The 20,129-nt window shown below is 41.9% G+C and carries 23 protein-coding genes; all 23 read right to left on the bottom strand.

All coding sequences use genetic code 11. The annotated features are described in order from the left end of the window. Nucleotides 1-4: 4 nt before the first annotated feature. The gene (gene fliY / locus RBH88_RS02150; RefSeq protein WP_307879819.1) at nucleotides 5-1,138 is read right to left on the bottom strand and encodes a flagellar motor switch phosphatase FliY; all 1,134 of its coding nucleotides are present in this window, start codon (nucleotides 1,136-1,138) and stop codon (nucleotides 5-7) included. Further along, nucleotides 1,131-2,153: a flagellar motor switch protein FliM gene (gene fliM / locus RBH88_RS02145; protein ID WP_213691067.1), complete on the bottom strand. Its 1,023-nt coding sequence runs from the start codon at nucleotides 2,151-2,153 to the stop codon at nucleotides 1,131-1,133. The genes fliY and fliM overlap by 8 nt, the downstream gene beginning before the upstream one ends. 30 nt (nucleotides 2,154-2,183) lie before the next feature. Next, complete coding sequence (fliL, locus tag RBH88_RS02140; RefSeq protein ID WP_213691068.1) at nucleotides 2,184-2,639, bottom strand: flagellar basal body-associated protein FliL; 456 nt, start codon at nucleotides 2,637-2,639, stop codon at nucleotides 2,184-2,186. Nucleotides 2,640-2,670: 31 nt separating this feature from the next. Beyond that, on the bottom strand, nucleotides 2,671-3,390 hold the full coding sequence (locus RBH88_RS02135; RefSeq protein WP_213695749.1) for a flagellar motor protein MotB: 720 nt from the start codon (nucleotides 3,388-3,390) through the stop codon (nucleotides 2,671-2,673). Continuing rightward, nucleotides 3,391-4,185, bottom strand: a complete 795-nt coding sequence (locus RBH88_RS02130; protein ID WP_213691070.1) for a motility protein A — start codon at nucleotides 4,183-4,185, stop codon at nucleotides 3,391-3,393. Between the two features lie 42 nt (nucleotides 4,186-4,227). Then, the gene (locus RBH88_RS02125) at nucleotides 4,228-4,461 is read right to left on the bottom strand and encodes a flagellar FlbD family protein (RefSeq protein WP_213695750.1); all 234 of its coding nucleotides are present in this window, start codon (nucleotides 4,459-4,461) and stop codon (nucleotides 4,228-4,230) included. Between the two features lie 10 nt (nucleotides 4,462-4,471). Then, nucleotides 4,472-6,394 (bottom strand): flagellar hook protein FlgE, encoded by a 1,923-nt coding sequence (locus RBH88_RS02120; protein WP_213691072.1) that lies wholly within the window; start codon nucleotides 6,392-6,394, stop codon nucleotides 4,472-4,474. A 125-nt stretch (nucleotides 6,395-6,519) separates the two neighbouring features. Next, nucleotides 6,520-6,954: a flagellar hook capping FlgD N-terminal domain-containing protein gene (locus RBH88_RS02115; RefSeq protein WP_213691073.1), complete on the bottom strand. Its 435-nt coding sequence runs from the start codon at nucleotides 6,952-6,954 to the stop codon at nucleotides 6,520-6,522. A gap of 15 nt (nucleotides 6,955-6,969) precedes the next feature. Continuing rightward, the gene (locus tag RBH88_RS02110) at nucleotides 6,970-8,394 is read right to left on the bottom strand and encodes a flagellar hook-length control protein FliK (RefSeq protein WP_307879818.1); all 1,425 of its coding nucleotides are present in this window, start codon (nucleotides 8,392-8,394) and stop codon (nucleotides 6,970-6,972) included. 7 nt (nucleotides 8,395-8,401) lie between these two features. After that, a complete protein-coding gene (locus RBH88_RS02105) occupies nucleotides 8,402-9,040 on the bottom strand; it encodes a MotE family protein (RefSeq protein ID WP_213691075.1) in 639 nt (212 codons plus the stop codon). Between the two features lie 4 nt (nucleotides 9,041-9,044). Continuing rightward, nucleotides 9,045-9,638: a lytic transglycosylase domain-containing protein gene (locus tag RBH88_RS02100; protein WP_307879817.1), complete on the bottom strand. Its 594-nt coding sequence runs from the start codon at nucleotides 9,636-9,638 to the stop codon at nucleotides 9,045-9,047. 6 nt (nucleotides 9,639-9,644) lie between these two features. Next, nucleotides 9,645-10,094, bottom strand: coding sequence for a flagellar export protein FliJ (locus RBH88_RS02095; RefSeq protein WP_213691076.1), 450 nt, complete (start codon nucleotides 10,092-10,094; stop codon nucleotides 9,645-9,647). A 32-nt stretch (nucleotides 10,095-10,126) separates the two neighbouring features. Continuing rightward, nucleotides 10,127-11,470 carry a flagellar protein export ATPase FliI gene (fliI, locus tag RBH88_RS02090; RefSeq protein ID WP_213691077.1) on the bottom strand — a complete coding sequence of 448 codons (1,344 nt, stop codon included), beginning with the start codon at nucleotides 11,468-11,470 and terminating at the stop codon, nucleotides 10,127-10,129. Next, nucleotides 11,451-12,350, bottom strand: a complete 900-nt coding sequence (locus RBH88_RS02085; RefSeq protein ID WP_213691078.1) for a FliH/SctL family protein — start codon at nucleotides 12,348-12,350, stop codon at nucleotides 11,451-11,453. The genes fliI and RBH88_RS02085 overlap by 20 nt, the downstream gene beginning before the upstream one ends. Further along, complete coding sequence (fliG, locus tag RBH88_RS02080; protein WP_213691079.1) at nucleotides 12,343-13,362, bottom strand: flagellar motor switch protein FliG; 1,020 nt, start codon at nucleotides 13,360-13,362, stop codon at nucleotides 12,343-12,345. The genes RBH88_RS02085 and fliG overlap by 8 nt, the downstream gene beginning before the upstream one ends. A 17-nt stretch (nucleotides 13,363-13,379) precedes the next feature. Further along, nucleotides 13,380-14,954 (bottom strand): flagellar basal-body MS-ring/collar protein FliF, encoded by a 1,575-nt coding sequence (fliF, locus tag RBH88_RS02075; RefSeq protein ID WP_213701292.1) that lies wholly within the window; start codon nucleotides 14,952-14,954, stop codon nucleotides 13,380-13,382. Between the two features lie 26 nt (nucleotides 14,955-14,980). Then, nucleotides 14,981-15,292, bottom strand: coding sequence for a flagellar hook-basal body complex protein FliE (gene fliE, locus RBH88_RS02070; protein ID WP_213690397.1), 312 nt, complete (start codon nucleotides 15,290-15,292; stop codon nucleotides 14,981-14,983). A gap of 162 nt (nucleotides 15,293-15,454) precedes the next feature. Next, on the bottom strand, nucleotides 15,455-15,871 hold the full coding sequence (gene flgC, locus RBH88_RS02065) for a flagellar basal body rod protein FlgC (RefSeq protein WP_213690396.1): 417 nt from the start codon (nucleotides 15,869-15,871) through the stop codon (nucleotides 15,455-15,457). Beyond that, nucleotides 15,871-16,272, bottom strand: coding sequence for a flagellar basal body rod protein FlgB (gene flgB / locus RBH88_RS02060; protein ID WP_213690395.1), 402 nt, complete (start codon nucleotides 16,270-16,272; stop codon nucleotides 15,871-15,873). The genes flgC and flgB overlap by 1 nt, the downstream gene beginning before the upstream one ends. A gap of 124 nt (nucleotides 16,273-16,396) precedes the next feature. Then, nucleotides 16,397-17,242: a GTP-sensing pleiotropic transcriptional regulator CodY gene (gene codY / locus RBH88_RS02055; protein WP_307879816.1), complete on the bottom strand. Its 846-nt coding sequence runs from the start codon at nucleotides 17,240-17,242 to the stop codon at nucleotides 16,397-16,399. A gap of 20 nt (nucleotides 17,243-17,262) precedes the next feature. Continuing rightward, nucleotides 17,263-18,669, bottom strand: a complete 1,407-nt coding sequence (gene hslU, locus RBH88_RS02050; protein ID WP_213696085.1) for an ATP-dependent protease ATPase subunit HslU — start codon at nucleotides 18,667-18,669, stop codon at nucleotides 17,263-17,265. Further along, complete coding sequence (gene hslV / locus RBH88_RS02045) at nucleotides 18,666-19,208, bottom strand: ATP-dependent protease subunit HslV (protein ID WP_213690757.1); 543 nt, start codon at nucleotides 19,206-19,208, stop codon at nucleotides 18,666-18,668. Before hslV ends, hslU begins: the two co-directional genes overlap by 4 nt. Then, entirely contained in the window at nucleotides 19,201-20,097 is an 897-nt protein-coding gene (locus tag RBH88_RS02040) for a tyrosine recombinase XerC (RefSeq protein ID WP_213690756.1), read from the bottom strand. Before RBH88_RS02040 ends, hslV begins: the two co-directional genes overlap by 8 nt. Nucleotides 20,098-20,129 lie beyond the last annotated feature (32 nt).

Genomic DNA, 20,129 nt, shown 5'->3' with positions numbered 1-20,129 from the left:
TATGTTATGAACGAAATTTTGCTGAGGAATTTACGATCTCTGTAATTCTCACGCCGAAGTTCTCATCGATAACAACAACTTCTCCGCGTGCTACAAGTTTACTATTTACTAATATATCTACTGGCTCCCCAGCCATTTTATCTAATTCTATCACGGAACCCGGTGTCATGTTTAAGATTTCAGAAATACTTTTTCGTGTACGCCCCAACTCTACAGTAACACGCACAGGGATATCTGCTATAAGATCAATATTACCAGACCCCTGCGATCCACCAGATTGACTTAAGGGCATAAACTGTGCAGGTCGGACATCTACTTGTGAAACTGGCTGCGTAGCAGCACTTCGTTGTTTGTTAACATTGTTCTCCATCGGCTGAACAGGAATTTCAACTTGGCCTTTATTTTGAGTTCTAGATGCAGAAGGAGCCGGTGAGGAATCTTTCTTTTCAGGCTCTGGAGCAGATTTGGCTTTCATAATCTCCAAGGCTTCATCTGCTATTTTATTGACAACGTCCAAAGGAAAGACAACCCAGAGTGGAAAGACTGCGACATCATCAATTTTTATAGACATCTCAACAGACCATATTTTTTCGTCTGGCCCCATCTCCGCAAATGGCAACCACTCTCCGCTTTCTAAAGCAGATTGAACATTATCTGGTAATAGGCGACGACCTCCTAAAATGCCACTCATATTGGTTAGAGATGCCCCTACCATCTGGCTAAGTCCCTCTTGAGCCGCATTGAGGTAGAGCTCACTCGCTTCTTCTGGTAAGTCCTTACCTTCTCCCCCCATCATAAGATCGGCTAAGATCAAAGCCCCTTGTTGGGTCGTTATGAATGTCAACGGCGCATCGCTCATGCCCTGACACGTTATATGAAAAGAAAAGGCAGATTCTCCTGGTTTTAAAACAATATCTTTCTGAGGAATCGTTTCCTGCTTTTTATCAGGAACATTTACATCTCTGCCTGCAAGCATGCCAAAGACATTTGTAATAGCAGTAGCAAAAATGTTTGTTATATCATTAAATATCTGTTGTTGTTCAGAAGATACGCCAGAAAGAGATGATTCTTCCTCTTTCAAAGAATGCCCCTGAAGCAAAGCATTAATTTCATCCTGACTCAACAATTCGTCAATCATCTTTGACTCCTCCCTCATTTTCGGGAATCATCTCGTCGTCATAGAGAACATCTGCTATCTCCGCAGCATAATTGCCTTCAACGGTTCCGGGACGCCCCAGGAATTTAATCATATTCCCTACTCGAATATCTATTCTATCTTCTACAGTCTCATCTAGTTTAATAACATCCCCAGAACGAAGCTGCAATACATCTTCTACACTGAGAATGGTATGTCCAAGTTCTATTGAAAGAGGAATTTTAACGTGCCCAAGATGACGAACAATGGCATCACGAGCTCCTTCTTCTTTTTTACGTCCAGTCGATGCAAACCACTGTTGGGAGCTAAGCTTATCCATAATTGGTTCCATCAGAAAGTAAGGGATACAAATACTGACCATTCCTTCTACATCGGCCACTTTCAATTTCAAAATTACAAGCAACACCATATCAGTACCAGGACATATTTGGACAAAAAATGGGTTACTTTCCATATTTTCAAAACGGAACCGGACATCCACAACAGTACTCCAACTCTCTTCAAGAAGCTCAAGCATTCTCATAATAACCCGCTCTATAACCATCCGTTCAATATCTGTAAGGTCTCGAGCTTTTCCTGAAAATTCACCCTTCCCGCCAAGCATACGATCGATTATGGCAAAAACAAGGTTAGGATTAATTTCAATAAGAGCATTCCCACTGAAAGGATACATCTCTAAGATACCTATAACGGTAGGTTGCACGAGAGAACGAACAAACTCATCATAAGCTAACTGGTCAACAGAAGCCACTTCCGCAGAAACCATGGAACGAACCATCGTCGAAAGTGTTGTTGTTAATTGCCTGGCAAAAGATTCATGGATCATTTGTATAGCTCGAAGCTGGTCTTTGCTGAACTTATCGGGCCTTCTAAAATCGTAAATTTTTATTTTCTTCTCTTCGGACTCCGCATCCATCGAATCGATGTCGAAGCTTCCACTAGAAAGAGCGTCAAGAAGAGAGTCTATTTCATTCTGCGAAAGTACATCTGGGCACATTTTCTGCCACCCCCTAGCCCACTAATTCAACTATTGAAGTACAAAACTTTGGAAAAGAACTCTTTTTACTGGCACCTGCTCTTTAGAAGCGGGAACCATGCTATTTATCGATTGTTTAATTTCCTCTGCCAACTCAAGCACGCCTTCTGCATTTCTAAGTTCTCCAGCTGTTTTCCCTTTTGTTACAAGCAAAATTTCGTTGGTTATACGCATTTTCCAATTCTCTTGCTGTAAAATTTCGAGAGCTTTCGCTCCTGAAGTTTCCAAAGCAACGGAAAAACTTACTATACCGCCATCAAGACCTGAGAGATTTGTAGTAAAATCCCCCATACTACAGATAGGTCCAGGTGTATCTATGGCTTCACCGGAAGCAGATGCTACTGTCGACGAGCGATTCCACATCCGCCCAGCCAACAAACCGCCACCAAAACCAACAGAAAAAGCCATAACCCCTACTATTATAAAGATAAGAACTCTTCTGAACATATGATTTCCTCCCAAAGGTTGTTCTCACAGTCTATTTGGGATACTGTGAAAGAATAACTAGATCAACCCTTCGATTAAGTGCCCGGTGTTCTGGCGTATCATTAGGAACAATAGGGCGAAAAGCACCGTAAGAAACAGCCTGGATTTTTCTGGGGTCTATTCCACCACTTTCTTGTAAATACGAAGCTACCGTTGAAGCTCTAAGAGCGGCAAGTCCCCAATTATTTTTTAAGGGACCACCGCGAAGAGGGACACTATCTGTATGCCCCTCGACAGATAAAGTCGGAACGACATCCTTCAATTGCTGGGCCAACTTGAAAAGAACCCTTTTCCCTTCCGGTTTCATGTCTGTTCGTCCTGTCTCAAAAAGAAGCTGATCAGAAATAGAGACTGTTATACCTCTCTGATCGACTCTGACAACTGTCTGACGCTCTAGACCTTCCTGCTTTAAATAAAGCTTTAAACTTTGGGCAACTTCTTGAATATTAATCGTTGTTCTTTTCGATTCTCCCGCATCCTGATGTTCCATGCCTCCAAAAACGCCACCATTTTCCTGTACTGTTTTGCCGCCTGGTAAAACACCTAAAGCTCCTTGGAAAGAAAGAAGCATCTTTTGAAACTTTTGAACATCTATAGAGGAGAATGAAAAAAGGAAAACAAAGAAAGTCAAGAGCAGAGTAACCATGTCACCATAAGTTGTAAGCCAGTTTCCGCCTCCACTTTCTTCCTGCAATTTCCTTCTACGAGCCATTTACGCTCCACCTTCCCTAGCTTGCTTTTCCTCTTCTTCCAATTTCTCTCGCTGTAAGGGAGGTAAAAAGACTTTCAGCTTTTCCTCAACAATACGAGGATTTTCTCCTGCTTGTATTGCAAGAACGCCCTCTACCATAAGTTCTCTCGCCATCACTTCTTCTGATGACCTTGTCGATAACTTACGAGAAACTGGAATAGCAAAAACATTAGCAATAAAGGAACCATAGAATGTGGTTATAAGAGCTACTGCCATTCCAGGGCCAAGAGCATCGGGGTCGTCAAGGTTACGCAACATAGCGATAAGCCCTATTAACGTCCCCAACATTCCAAAAGCAGGAGCAAGTTCAGCCATTGTGTCGAACATACTCTTATTCGCGACGTGTCGCTCCTCAAGAACTCCTATTTCAGTATCAAGTATAGCCTTAACAAGTTCTGGGTCCGTACCATCGACAACAAGCTGAATTGATTTTTTAAGAAATTCATTGTCAAGCTCTGCTGCATCGCTTTCCAAAGCAAGTAACCCTTCTCTTCTCGCTTTTTCTGCAAAACTTACAATAGTTTGTACGAGAGAAACAAGATCGGGACTTTGAGAAAAAAAGGCACGCCCCAAAATTTTACCTATATTTTTTATCCGTTCTACGGGGTTTGCCATTATTGTGGCGCCTAAGGTGCCGCCAAGAGTTATCAGAAGGGACGGGAAGTTAACAAAAGACATAGGTTCACCGCCTGCAACAATACCCCCAATAACCAAAATAAGTGCTACTGAAAGACCTATTACTGTTGCCAGATCCACAAAAACTCCCCTCCCTAAAACAGCCTAACTACACCAAAGAACTTATTTGTCGTTCTGCTGTTGTGTGATGATAGCGCTCTCAGATTGACAGGAAGAGCGCCAAATACGATTCCTATACTGAACAACTAACTCCACAATCTCTTCCATGTTTTCTCGAACTACATAACGATGGCCATTAAAAAGTTTTATTACTGTGTCTGGTGTCGTTTCCACCGTTTCAATCAAATCCGCATTTAACGTAAAGTGCTCTCCGTTAATTCGTGTGAGAGTGATCATAAGCTGTTTCCTAACGTTTCATATTCACAAGTTCTTCAAGAACTTGATCACTCGTCGTAACGACACGAGCATTCGCCTGGAATCCCCTTTGGGCAATGATAAGACGCACAAATTCTTCGGAAAGGTCTACATTCCCCATTTCAAGAGAACCACCGGATATCTTGCCAGCTCCTCCTTCAAGAGGAGATACCACCTGACCTATACCAGAGTTGGCACTTTCAGCAAATGCAGTATTACCTACTTTTTCAAGACCGCTCGGATTCGCAAAAAGAGCGAGTCCAAGTCGGTAAAGAGAGCGACTTTCGCCATTACTGTAAACACCTACAACAGTTCCATCAGTTCCTACTGCAAAATCGTTTAAAACGCCCATCTCATAGCCATCTCTATAGTAGGCTTTTGTAGTAAAGGCCGATCCGTACTGTGTTACACCTTCAATAGGCTCTTTATCAAACGACTGACCACTGAAATCAAGTTTTATAGAAGAATCTTCTGCTCCCAAAGAACCAAACCCTAAAGACATTGTGGCGTTACTTGACGATCCATCAATTTTACCGTTACTCTGGAAAGAAATAATTCCAGTATTGTTGGTTAATGTAATTCCAGGCTCTGTAGGAAGCCACGCTCTCCAACGCCATTGATTATTCTCTATTTTTTCCCAACTTACCTCTAATGTATGGCTATTCCCCAAACTATCAAAAACATCAAGCTTCGTAGTATGAACACTTGGAATTCGCTGATTAACAGTTGATAATACATCCCCAGAAACAGAATCGCTTCGAATCTCAATACCTTGTCCATTTTCTGAAGGAACAGCAAAAAGAGTCTTTCCTTCAGGGAAGGTTGTTCCCAAAGAATAACCGTTACCAGCCGGGTCAATAAAGATGCCATCATGAGACGTTGTAATTTCTGAAGAGAAACGTGTTACAGCAGAGGGAGTTGCGTTATTATCTCCCCAAAGAACCATTTCTCTGTTTCCACCCTGGCTTCCGAGATCGTTATATTCCACGAGATAATGATGTTCTGTTCCGTTACTTTCAGCAATGCTCACTATATCGTAATCCATCATGGCGCCAAGCTCATATTCCCATGAATCTGTCGCATCTGCCTGATTCGTCATTTTCAATACACCAGAGGCGCTATCAAACGTAACATCGTATGTCTGTCCATCAAGAGTCAACGTTGTGTCTGCCAATTTAGGACGTTTTACGTCTTGATCTACACCATCTATTGCCATCTGTACAGTTTGGTCTCCGACTTTAACTGTGACAAAAGAATTCACATCAGTACCAGAACCAAAGGTGATAGAACGCTCAGCTCCTCCTAAAAGTCCCGTTGCTTTTACTCCATTAGTCAGGAACCCCATGGGCAGGTATGCATCAACTCTGCTATCGAGATTACAGCGGAATCCTGTAAGAGTCGTCGCTTGAGCTGGCAATTTTTGCCCTACAGGAATATTCATATCTACTAGCTGCGTACCTTTAATATACCGAGTAGGATCGTTAGGATCAGTCTCTAATGTATAACCTTTCAACATATACCCAGTTCCAGACTGAACAATGTTCCCATTAGCATCAAGAATAAAATTACCTGCTCTGGAATAAAGAGTTCTGCTTCCATCACCCATGACATAATATCCGTCACCTTGTATAGCCATATCAGTTCTATTGCCCGTATACTGCAACTGTCCTTGGCTATGAATTGTTTCAATAGCCCCAATATTAACGCCAAGACCCACCTGCATAGGATTTATTCCGCCCCTATCGCCCTGTGGAGAAGAAGCTCCACGAGACGTCTGATAGAGCAAATCCTGAAAAGTCACCGTCGATTTTTTAAATCCGGCTGTATTCACATTGGCAATATTGTTACCTACAACATCGAGCAGAGTTTGATGTCCCCGAACTCCACTTACTCCCGTCATAAGGGATCTTAGCATTTCTATTAACCTCCCAACACAGAGAAATGCGCACTCCCTTGCACATGTCAAACCCAACCGTCCCTAGTGGGCTTTTTTCTCTCATAGTTACTATTTCGGAGAATACTTACAAGAACTCAAATTTTTTATGAAACAGAAAGAACTCCTGCCAATTTGATTTGCCCCTCGGGAACCTGAAGAATAACACCCTCTTTATCGTCAAACCAAACAGCCTGAACTTTAGATGTCATAACTTCTCCGTTCTCATCATAGAAACTTACGTTTTTACCAAGATAAGAAACTGCATTCCCTCGATTTACAGTAGCCATTTCGTCTACAACCTTGCCCATATTCGTCAATTTTTCTACTGTAGTAAATTGAGCCATCTGAGCAATGAATTCTCTATCTTGTAAAGGATTCATGGGGTCTTGGTGGGTCAACTGAGTGATCAAGATTTTGAAGAAAGCGTCTTGATCCAATCCTCCATTCGAATCGGTTTTACTTTTCTGTTCTGTCGCGCTTGTGGCAGAAGCTGTTGTAGCAGAGCCTGTTACTGAATAATCGGTACTTTGTACAAACATTTTCTCCCTCCTATCCTATGCCATCCAAACGAGTAAGCCTTGCTCTAGGTCAAGACGAAAAGCAAGAGGTTCTTCAGTTTCGTCTAAAGCATCCATCGCTACTTTTATTCCTCGCCGTTTATTCTGTTGGTTTTGTCCACTATGTTCATTCTCTTTTCGAACATCCACAGAGCAATCGGCTAAAACAAGTCCTTGCTGCGAAAAGGCACTTCGAAGCGCTGGTAACTGTTCTTGCACAATATGCCTTAAAGATTCGGAACTCACACGAAGAAACGCCTCAACCCCTCGTTGAGAAGAGAGCAGTTCCACGTCTACCCTGCCAAGAGCTGGTGGCTCAATAACGACCTTGGCTTTTGTTTCTCCTCTCGTATGAAGGAACCTTAATACATGCGTCATTCCTGTCTGTATTTGTTCCCCTTGATTTGTGCCAACATATACACCTCTTTGAAATGCTTGAGGAACTGTATTCATACGATTTAAATCCGATTTTTCTTTAACTATATTTTGAGCCATCACTTCATGAAAAGGATGCTGCGACACTGAAGTATTTGTCTTATCCTTTTCTATTCCCCATTTATGTGGAACATCTACATCTTGTGATTCTTTATGTAAATCTAAGGAATCACTCTGCGTATTTCCCATGTCAGTTTGTTGAGAAACGCTTTTATCTGAAGTTATTATTTCCTGCGGAGGCAACACATTATCTTCAATCTCTCGTTTTACATGAGAAAACGATTTTTCAATATTTGGGATAGAATCACCAACAACAGAAATTTTATCTAAAGGAAACTTCTCCTCTTTCGGACCTTGCACTTCTCCTTTATCGTGGTTACGTACAAAACCTTTTATAAGCGGCTTTTCCTCTTCTTTTTCACTCGATACTTTTTTATCCTTATTATTAACGTTAATGCTGCCTTTTAAAACCTCAATCTCTGCAGCTTTTTCCTCATCAATTGTTATTTCTTCAAGCAACCCTGAACCTTTTTCTTCCAATTGATCCATTTCTTTCTGTGGCAAAAGTTCTGAAGGATTTTGCTGCAAATTCTCCTCTTTTTTTGTCTTTTCAGTTGTCACGCTATCAATAAGAGTTTCAGTTTCATTTACCGTTGTCATTTCAATCTTTTTTTCTGCTGTTTCACTTTCCGCCTCGGTTTTCGTTAATAAAATATTCACTAAAGGCGGACACGTTGCATATAAAGAAGATAAAGATAACGATTGTCCCCTCTCCTTTTTATCTGATTTGTCTGATTTATCTGAGGCTATCAAATTAAGGTTAGAAAGAGAATCTTTTTCTGTCTCTCCTGATACGTTTTCTGACAGAGCTGCAACAAGAGTTGCAAAATCCAACTCAGTAGTTACTTTCATATCAGGTTGAAGGGTATTATTCGGCTCGGTAAGAAGCTCCCCCATTGAAATAACTGAAAAAAAATCACCTTGCATCCCCATCTCACCTATCTTTCTGAAGTGCAAGCTGTTCCGTCAGCAAGGCTGCCCGTCCTGGGTCCATACGTCCTAATATAGATGCAACACTATCTTCAGGCATTTTCAAAAGTAGTTTCACTGCCAATTTCTGATCTAACTGCTCAATGATAGATGCAGCCCGACGCGACGACATTTCCTGAAAAGTCTGAACTAACGCTTGTAAAGACTCTTCGTTTTGAACTTTGCTATCATTAGAATCCTTTTCCAAGGCCTGGATTTCAGTTTCCTTCACAAGAAGAGCATCTTTTCTAGAGACAAGGTCTTGAGAAAGAACTTCAAGATTATGCTCTTTTTCATTAAGTTCATTTTCTTTTTTACTCAAGCGGCTTGCCCACTCTTCTAACTCTTGTTGTCGGCGATCGGCTGGAGAGAGAGTCTCGCTTTTAATTATGCCTAATTTTTCCGCAAAGGGGCGAATATCCCAAACCCCACCTAAATGGAGTCCTAAAACTACGCCAGCCCCTATAATGAGCAAAACAAAAAAAAGGCCCAATCTACGCCTCAGTCTACTCCCCTTTTTACGTGGAGAGACGGGCCGGGATGAGCCCTGATTTTCCTGTAACTCCCGTTCTGTATCCTCTGCCCATAAATTATCGTCAGGCATTGTTCTATTCGCTCCCTATATTTCGCTTATATTCTGCTAAAACGTTTTGAACATATTGCTGCGTTTCAGGGAAGGGCGGAATACCTCCGTAGGAATCAACCCGAGAAGGCCCCGCATTATATGCTGCAAGAGCCTGCTCTAAATCCCCCTTATATTTATCGGACAAAAAGGCCAGATATTTTACACCGCCCTCTATATTTTCGTCGGGATTATAAGGATTATTAACCCCCAACATACGCGCCGTTCCCGGCATCAATTGCATAAGCCCCATAGCCCCCTTAGGAGAAACAGCATCTGTTTTCCCCCCAGATTCCATCTTTATTACGGCACGAATAAGGTTTTCATCCACATTGTAATTTTTAGCATGGCGCTTTATGATCGAATTTAAAGAAACATTTTCTGAGGTAGGAATTTTGCTGTTTTCTTTTTCTGGCAAAACGTTCACATCAAGGCTAGATTCTCTTTCTACACGCGACAAGACATCAACAAATCGTTCTCTCTTTTTTTCTTGTTTAGGCGCTTCATTCGGGCAGAAGCGCTCCTGAATCTCATTTATACGTTTTATAACTCGTTCCAATCCTACTCTTTTTGCCTGCAAAAGATTTCACTCCCCAGACTTATTCTCGAATCGTATCGTAGCTATATCGTCAAGTTCTTCTTGCTCCATTCGTGACACGACTTGGTTATACTCATCTTTCATCTTACCAAGATATGTCTCCATAACCTTTACGTCTTTATGTTTCTGAAGAAGACGTTCTTCTGATTGACGAATAGCATACTGTATCTGTAACAATGCCTCGTGCGCTTCGTCTAATTTTCTTTCGATACAATCAATGGATTTTCGTCTATACCACATATCCTGAGGGGAAAAAAGACAGTTATCCTGCGTACTGAAAACATGTAATGCTTGTTGTTTTTCTTCTTGCAATCCATTCATTAAGGAAACAATATTTTGCTCATAATTACGCTTTTCACTTAAAAGTAAGCGTTCTTCATCTCTTACCTTTTCTCGTGTCGACAAAATCTTTTGGAAGCGTTTTATACGTTCAATCATGAATTACCCCTCTGCCTCCTTTTAACCTACCTTTATATATCTTCGGCAAATGGAGCCAATGTCATAAGACTTGATTCTGTCTCTTCAAAAGTATATTTTTCGTCAGTCGACTGGCAAAGAAAAGCATGTATATCTTCTATATGACTTAAGGCCCAATCAATCTTACGGTTAGAGCCCTCTTTATATGCCCCAATATTGACCAAATCTTCCGCTTCTCGATGAACAGCTATAGCTTCTCGTATTCTGGAAACAGCCTTTAAATGTTCTTTGGAAACAACAGAAGGCATAACTCGACTCACACTGTTCAGAATATCAATAGCAGGGTAAAAATTTTTCGAAGCTATCTTTCGAGAAAGCACAACGTGTCCATCAAGAATACCCCGTACGGTATCAGCGACAGGCTCATTCATATCGTCACCTTCAACAAGAACGGTATAAATACCGGTAATGCTTCCACGCTCTCCGGCGCCAGCTCTTTCCAATAACCGAGGAAGAGCCTCAAAAACAGAAGGAGTATATCCTCGGGTTGTAGGCGGCTCTCCTATAGCTAAACCTACTTCTCGCTGAGCTCTGGCTACTCGAGTTACAGAATCCATCATCAAAAGCACATTTTTACCTTGATCTCGAAAATATTCCGCTATTGCTGTAGCTGTCAAGGCCGCTTTTAAGCGTATGAGAGGAGGTTGATCTGACGTTGCAACAACAAGCACTGAACGTTCCATACCTTGCGCGCCAAGATCATGATCTATAAACTCTCTAACTTCTCGTCCTCGTTCTCCAACAAGAGCAATAACATTTATGTCTGCTTCCGTATTTCTGGCCATCATTCCCAGAAGAGTACTTTTTCCCACGCCGGAACCGGCAAAAATTCCGATTCGCTGCCCAGTACCCAATGTTAAAATACCATCTATTGCCTTTACTCCTACAGAAAGATGGGAGGAAATCATCTGTCTTCGTAACGGATGAGGCGGATCTGCATAAAGAGGGTAAAAATCTGAAGCAATAATAGGTCCCTTATCATCCATAGGCTGCCCTAAGCCATCAAGAACCCTACCAAGGAGGTTACGACCTACATGCACTCCCAGAGGACGTTCCATAGAAACAACGTCACATCCAGGCCCAACATCTTTTAAGCTCCCTAAAGGCATTAAAAGAACTCTATCTTCTCTGAAGCCGACAACTTCCGCCTTTAACGGAGGAGAGTCGCCGCGAAAGCGTATCTGGCATAAATCTCCAACTCGAACATCAGGACCTTGAGATTCCACAACGAGCCCCACAACTTGTACCACTCGACCGTTAATTTTTATTAATTGATTTTTAGAAAGTCGGGCCTCTAAAACATCCCATAGAAGCTCCCTACTCTTTTCGGAGTTCAAGAGCAGAAGCCTCCTCTAAGAAAAGCTGGTCTATTTCCTTTTCGATCTGTTCAAACTGAGTTTTCCAACGAGCATCGTAAACCCCAAGATTTGTTTCTACAATGCAACTTCCCTTACCCACATGATCATCAACATGTATATCTAAAACCTTTACACCTCGTAAAAGATCGGCATAGGTGCTTTTTTGATTTTTCACACGTTCAACATCTTCAGGGTTAAGATATATAACAATTTTTTCTTTATCACTAACTCTTGTTAAAATACTTTCTAAAATACGTATTACGGTATTCTGATCAATGGAAACTTCTTTTTTAAGCAATCTCTCCAAAAGGCATTTCCACAAACGCATCATATAAGGCAAATTAAGTTCAGCGAGAGAAGATTTTTCTTTCACAACAGTAGCATGAATATTGTCAAACGTAGCCAAAAGCCCGGAGAAGCGCTCTGAATATTCCTGCTCCACCTCGTCTCGGGCCGATTTTAAACCTTCGGAATGCCCTTCTATTTGGCCGGCATCATATCCTTCTTTTTTAGCTTGTAAAAAAAGAGAGTCTTTTTCTTTGTTCAAATTACAGACAGCCCGCTGATATTCTTCATCTACCTGTTTTTTATGGGCTAAAAAATCGTTTTCGAGAACGCGATTACGCTGAAGGGCTTCTTTCAATTCTTCTTCTAGTTGGGAAGCATAATTCTGAAGGTTTGCTAATTCTTTTTGGAGAAGTTCAGACTGATCTTTGTCTAAAGAGCACACAGCAGCTGTTTCGTCCTGAGCCAAAGCTTCTCGGGAAACTTTCCCGTCATTAGCTGAAGCTCCTATACGTACAGCTTCAGGAAGAACACGAACTGCTCTAATAATATTGTGACGCACAAACTTAGACAACCAGCTCTTCCTCTCCTCCGCGTGATATGACTATTTCTCCTACATCCTCAAGGGCTCGAATAACGTTAACAATCTTCTGTTGCGATTCTTCAACATCACGTACACGTACAGGCCCCATAAATTCCATATCTTCATTCAACATCTCAGCAGCACGCTTTGACATATTTTTAAAGAACTTAGACCGAAGATCCTCTGTAGCCCCCTTCAGAGCCAGAGCAAGCTCTTTCATCTCAACTTCACGCAAGACACGCTGTAAAGAACGATCGTCCATTTTGAGTATATCTTCGAATACAAAGAGTCTCCTCTTGATTTCCTCGGCTAATTCCGGATCATTTTCTTCTAAGTGTTCCATAATATTTCTCTCAGTTCCACGATCAGCATTATTAATAATGTTCACTATGGCATCGATGCCACCAGCCAAGGTAAAGTCTTGCCCCATGACAGTGCTTAACTTCCTTTCTAGAACTCTTTCTACCTCACGTAATACCTCAGGTGTAATACGATCCATTTTGGCAATACGTTTCGCCACTTCAGCCTGCATAATTGCCGGAAGGCCACCGATAACCTGAGCCGATTGCTCTGGTTCAAGATACGAAAGAATCAACGCTATCGTCTGAGGATGTTCGCCCTGAATAAAACTTAATAACTGCTGAGGATCTGAATGTCTCATAAAATCGAAGGGACGAACCTGCAAACTCGCCGTTATACGAGCAAGAAGGTTTTGAGCACGCTCAGGTCCCAAAGCTCGCTCCAGTATATCCCGAGCGTAATCAACTCCACCACGAGCCATATACTCGCGAGCAAGAAGCATCTCTTGCGCATCCTTCAATACTTCTAATTTTTGTTCAGGAGATATTTTCTGAAGATTGGCTATCTCAAGCGTTATTATTTCGATGGTCGCCTCATCAAAATGTTTGTAAAGTTCAGCTGCGACTTCATTCCCCAAAGCAACAAGCAAAATCGCCGCTTTTTCTTTTCCCTGCAATCCACGAGAGCCAGAACTACGCGCCATATTTTATCTCCTGTCTTTTACATATCTTCTGAAATCCATTCCTGAAGAAGATTTGCAACTTCTTCAGGCTTACTTTTCGCATAAGCCCGTAATTGTTCTTCCAATATAGCCAATTCTCCCTGAGATTCAAGAAGTTCAGGGGAGCTAAGAATATCCTGTATAGACGGTATCGCCTTTCCTGCTTCAGCACCAGCCGCAATTTTCTTTTCCTTTCCTTCTTTTCTGCGACGAACCCACCATAGAGCTCCGAGAGAAAGCAGAAGCAAAAGTGCCGCTAAACCAATAAGAAGAAAAATAAGCTGTGTACGACGTTCTCGCTGAAGCTGTTCCTTAAGAGAATCTGCAAGTGTCGTTGAGAATTTCATTCCCTGTATTGCCAATTCGTCACCACGCTCAGCCCTAAAACCTAAAGCCGGCGCTACAATGGCATTCAATTCTTTTAATCTTGTCTCATCCAGGTCAGCATCAACTAAAACAGAAGCTGTCAGTCGTCTGATGCCACCTGGTGTATCTATTTTTTCTCCTTCTCGTGTTGTTATCTCGTAGTTACTAACAACGTCACTCTTATTATATTCATTCATACCAGTGTTAGGAGCACCTATTGCATACCCTGGAATATTCGTCGTCGTTCCGGGAGCGCCCCCTACTGGAGTACCACTACCAGTAAAGCTCTCTTCCATATTTTGCTGACTTCTTAAAACACCTTTTCCAGACGCAAAAGGAACATATTCCTTATAACGACTTTGTTTCTTGTCAAAATCAAGCTCTACTTTCACACGAACCACGACATGGCCTGGGCCATAAACTCGTTCGAGCATTTGCCTGACCTTACTCTCTAGTTCTCGTTCCTGCTGCCTTTCCAGTTCTCGCTGTACAGAAGAAACAGTCTGTCCATCTCCATGGCTATATACCAAGAGCTCCTGATCAAGCATATCAGAAAGAACCTTACCACTCGTATCAACGACGGTTACATAATCAGGGGCAAGACCTTCTACACTATGAGAAACAAGATGAATAATGGCTTTTATCTGAGAGGGACCTATCTCCTGCCCTGCCTTCAAACGAATAAGTACAGAAGCTGTAGAAGGTTGCTGCTGTTCTAAAAAAAGGTGTTTTTCGGGAAGAACGATATTTACCTTGGCATAATCTATAGCTTCAATCTGACTTATTGTTCTTGCAAGTTCTCCCTCCAAGGCTCTTAAAAAAGTCACCTTTTGTTGAAACTCGTTCATCCCCATTTTAGTATCGTCGAAAAGTTCTAAACCTACATTGCCACCTTTGGGAAGTCCTTCCTGCGCTAAAGTAAGACGAACCTCATAGACTTGATCTCGAGGAATCAAAACAGCGTGAGCAGCAGGATCGATCCGATAGGGAATTTTATTCTCCTTCAGATAAGAAACGATGGCGGCTTCATCAGAAACCTCCAACTGTGCAAAAAGAGGCTCATAGGAGGGCTTTCCTCCCCATAAGACAAGCAAAACAAGAGCTGCTGCAACCAAAACAGCGGCCCCGACAAGTGACCATCGTTGCCATTGACGCAACGATAACCAAAACGCACTAATTTTTTCTTTTAACTGAGTTAATCCATTCATATTAAATTAAGAAAAGGATAAAAAAATCAAACAGGCATACGCGCAAGTTGCTGATATGCATCCACAAGCTTATTACGCACTTCTGTAATCATTCGAAGTGCAAGCTCAGCTCTTTGAACCGACAAAACCACAGTCGATATATCATCTACTTCTCCGACCGCCAATTTCTGAACCATCATATCAGATTCTTGTTGTAAATTATTAACATTAACAAAAGATTGGGAGAGAATCGACTCGAAAGAAGGACTATGGTGTATAAGATCTGTTTTCTCCTGCATCGTCTGTTTCATTTTATTCTTCGGAGTAAGCTGACTGAGATCAAGTTTTACAGGATCCATATTATCTCTCCTTCAGTAATAAAAGCAAATATCAAATTTGTTATCAATAAGTTTAATTTTAACACATCTGTGTAACAACAATGATAAAAAAGGGGACACTTTACAGTGTCCCCTGAAGGAAGTCATATAGGCAAAAAGGCTCATATTTCAATGTATGCCATATTACCCTCGTAAGATCTCAAGAGCTCCATTCCACATACCTCTTGCTGCATCTGCAATAGCGAGGTTTGCTTCATAAGCACGGCTAGCCGTCATCATGTCAGCCATCTCGCGAACAACATTAACATTAGGGAAAGAAACATACCCCTGGGCATCTGCATCGGGATGATCGGGTTGATAAACCCGACGGGAAGGCTGAGAGTCTTCAGCAATATCAACAACTCTAACCCCACCTCCACACTGGCGCCCTTCTTCAGTTGCTAAAATTTCTGAAAAGACAGGAGTTTTTCGAACGTAAGGACCACCTGTATCAGTTCTTGTAGTATTTACATTCGCTAAATTAGATGCAACAGTATCCATCCATAGCCTGTGTGCGGTAAGGGAACTCCCCGCTATATCAATTGTACGAAAAACTCGCATTAGCGTCCTCCTATGACAAGACGGTACATGGAACTTTTCTTGCCTATCAATCGTGTCATTGACTGATAAGCTAAACGAGTCTCCATCATCTTAGCCATCTCTATCTCTAAATCTACGTTATTTCCGTCAAACCGCACTTTCTCGTCATAAATTCTTTTTTCCGATGGAACAACTTTATCTACCGTAGCCGGAACAGAGACAATATGAGAAGGTTGCGTAACCTTTAAAGGTAATTTATCGGGTCCTAGAACAACGCTTCTTAGCTCTTCTTCAAAAGAGACCTCTTTTCGCCCATATCCTGGAGTGTTAGCATTAGCAAGATTTGACCCCACCGCTTGAAAACGCTGAGATAGACCTTCCAAATCTTTTTCTGCAACTTTCCACGCTCGATCAACAATCATTGCTTTCACCCCTTCGTGTTACATATCGGTAGAAGTAATTCTTTTCTTAAATAGAATATATAAAAAAGTGAAGCTGTCCTTCATGGCAGCTTCACTTTTACTCAGCAATATTAATGTTTTAAAGTTACATGCTCTGAGGAAGAACCATTCCTAACTCCTCAATAAAGAGGGGGCTTAAAATCTTTATAAAGGTTCCTTTCATGCCAAGGCTTCTACTTTCTATAATACCTGCGCTCTCTAGTTTTCTAAGAGCATTGACAATAACACTCCGTGTTACGCCTACTCGATCTGCAACCTTACTGGCAATAACTACGCCCTCATAAGCGCCTAATTCAGCTATGATATGTTTTACTGACTCTACTTCAGAGTAGGAAAGTGCACGCATGGCCATTTGAACAACAAGACGCTCTCTGGCACGCTCTTCTATACTGCGGGTTCTGTCATGTAAAATTTCAATTCCAACGAGAGTTGCAAGATACTCAGCTAAAATAAGATCTTTCATATAAAAAGGATCAAAGAATCTCACAAGAAGTAACGTTCCTAAACGCTCAGCAGCGCTATATATAGGAACGTATAGCATGTGTTTCTCTGGAGAGCCTTCAACGTTTTCTTCATCATCAAAGAGATAGCCGTCTGTTTCGCTCAAAATGGACTCTCTGTGCTGATTCATTTTTTCAACAAAATTCTCGGGCATATACCCTCTCTCCAAGAAATTAGCCACTGCTTCCGAGTGGTATTCACTAATCCATGAATAGCCAAGAATTTTGCCCTCTCTGTTGATAATATAGACATTCGCTGTGGAAAATTCACAAAGAAGTTTAGCAAGCTTGTTATAATCAGGTTTAGTTCCTTCTCTGCGGTTCTGAAGCGCTCTGCCTACTTGACGAGTTTTATCGAGTAAATCTTTCATTGCTGGATCTTCCACTATAACAGGATTACTATCTGTTATTTTCTTTTCTCCTTTAGTCATTTCGAATCCCTCCTGAATAATTAAAGCAAATACTTTCGCAAGTCAGTATCTTCCATGAGAGGGGAAAGCCTCTCTTCAACAAATAAAGTATCTATCTCTATTACATCACCTTGCCGCTCTGGTGCCGTAAAACTAATATCTTCAAGAAGCTGTTCTATCATCGTATGAAGACGACGAGCTCCTATGTTTTCCATTTCGGTGTTCATTTTCTCAGCTAATGCCGCTATTTTGTAAATAGCCTCTTGAGAAAATCGTATTTCCACATTTTCAGTGCTCAACAGAGCCTGATACTGTTTTATGAGACTATTTTCCGGTTCGACAAGAATGCGAGCCAGCTCATCTTTTCCTAATGGCTGCAACTCCACACGAATGGGGAATCGTCCCTGAAGTTCTGGAACAAGATCAGAAGGTTTAACGCTTGAAAAAGCTCCCGCAGCAATAAAAAGAATGTGATCTGTTTTTACCGTTCCATACTTTGTTTGAACCGATGCCCCTTCAACAATAGGGAGAAGATCCCTCTGAACACCTTCCCTGCTCACATCGGGACCATTAGAAGATCCGCGGGCAACAACCTTATCAAGTTCGTCAATGAAGACAATGCCTTCTTCTTGCGCCTTCTCCAAAGCCTCTTTGCCTACCGACTCCATATCGATAAGTTTTTCAGCTTCTTCGGCCTGCAAGAGCCTTTTGGCATCCACAACCTTCATTCGACGTTTTTTAGTTTTTTTAGGAAGAAAGCCGCTGAGCATTTCATTAATATTCATACCCATCGAATCCATTCCTGCGCCACCAAGAAGAGGTATACCGACAGCAGAATTTTCAGTTACCTCAATCTCTACTTCTCTTCCATCCAGTTTGCCTGTCTTAAGAAGTTCTAAAACTTTATTTCTCGTAGATTCTCTAATAGAGTCATCTTCCTGAGACGGCGCCACTTCCTCCTCTTTTCCCGAAAACATTTTCATAAAGTCGGGCATTGACGATTTTCTCTCCGGTCGTGGAAGCAAAGCATCCACAAGCCGCAACGAAGCTCTCTCTTCTGCAGGACCTTGAACCTCTTCTATCTTTACTTTTTTTACCATGGACACAGCCATTTCGACGAGATCTCGAACCATTGACTCCACATCTCGTCCAACGTAGCCCACTTCAGTAAATTTCGTCGCTTCTACTTTCACAAATGGGGCTTGAACAAGATCAGCCAAACGACGGGCTATCTCCGTCTTTCCTACACCTGTCGGGCCAACCATCAGTATATTTTTAGGAGCTATTTCGTTGGCGAGATCGTGAGACAAATTGCGACGTCGAATTCTATTACGAAGAGCAATGGCTACCGCTCTTTTAGCCTTCTCCTGCCCTATGATGTACCTGTCAAGACACTCAACTACAAGGCGAGGTGTTAAATCCAGCTTCTCTTCTGCTACAATACTCATTCGCCAATCACCTCTACCGTTATCTCTTTATCCGTATAGATACAAATATCCGCAGCTATTTCTATAGATCTGTGGGCGATTTCAGAAACAGACCCTTTACCAGACTCCATAAAAGCCCGTGCAGCCGCCAGGGCGAAACCAGCACCAGATCCGATAGCAGCAACATTGTTCTCCGGTTCAAGCACATCTCCTGCACCTGAAAGTAACAATGTATGGTTTTCATCTGCAACAAGCATAAGGGCCTCAAGTTTTCTCAAAGCGCGATCCAATCTCCACTCTTTAACGAGAGAAACAGCTGCCCTCATAAGGTCTCCGCTATTTTCCTCTAAACGCGCTTCAAAACGCTCAAGAAGTGTCATTGCATCTGCGGTACTCCCTGCAAATCCTGCAAGGACTTTTCCCTTATATAAGCGACGCACCTTCCGTGCCCCTGCCTTTATAATTTGATCTCCTAAGGTTACCTGACCGTCTCCAGCCATCGCCACTGTATCTCCGCGGCGTACACACAATATAGTTGTTCCCTTAAACAGTTCAATCATCTCCTCTAGTTCTCGGAAAAGCATCTATGTAGCTTTGTTTAAGATGTTCTGCCGTCACTGTCAGATACCGTTGTGTCGTCAATAAACTTTCATGTCCCAAAAGCTCTTGCATCACTCGTATAGAAGCTCCACCTTCAAGCATATGGGTTGCAAAGCTATGACGTAACATATGGGGAGTTACCCCAAATAATCCAACTCTCTGCGCGGCTCTCTCCACTATACGCCCAACAGTACGCACAGTAAGATGATCGCCATTTTCCCCCGGGAAGATAAAATTATTTGGTTCTGAAAAAGTATCTTGCCACACCTGAACAGCCTCTTTAGCCATTCTGCCTACGGGAACCATTCGCTCTTTGTCTCCCTTGCCTCGAACCCGCAGCCATCTTTCGACAAGATCTATATCCTCCCAGTGAAGAATTGCAAGCTCTCCAATACGAAGTCCACATCCATAAAGTAACTCTAAAACAGCCCTGTCTCTAAGAGGCGTTGTGCTTTCCGCACTTCCTTTTTCAATTAGCCTCGTAACTTCCTCTACACTTAAAGCACGTGGCAAGCGCGCAGGTAAACGTGGACCCTTAACATTTTTAGCTGGATCTTTCTCCACTAATTTTTTATCAACTAAAAAAAGAAACCAATTTTTTATAGCGGAAAGTTTTCTGGAGACAGATGACTTAGCGTATCCAAAAGAAGCCAAGACCCTCAAATACTCACGAATCAAACGTGTATCTACTTCCGAAAGAAGGGTAACGTTTTGCTCAAGCAAATAGTTAACAAATTGATTGAGATCTACAGCATAATTCTCAATAGTATACAATGACATATTTTTGGCAAAACGCATCTGTTCCAAGTAATAATCCAACGCAGAAGATAACTTTTCAGCCATAATCATATTTTATCATTCTTTTCCAGATACTTGATACT

Origin of the sequence: Aminobacterium sp. MB27-C1, assembly GCF_030908405.1 — a bacterium.
Taxonomy (GTDB): Bacteria; Synergistota; Synergistia; order Synergistales; family Aminobacteriaceae; genus Aminobacterium.
Note: the sequence above shows the minus strand (reverse complement) of the source record. Positions and strands in the feature narration are given on the sequence as shown.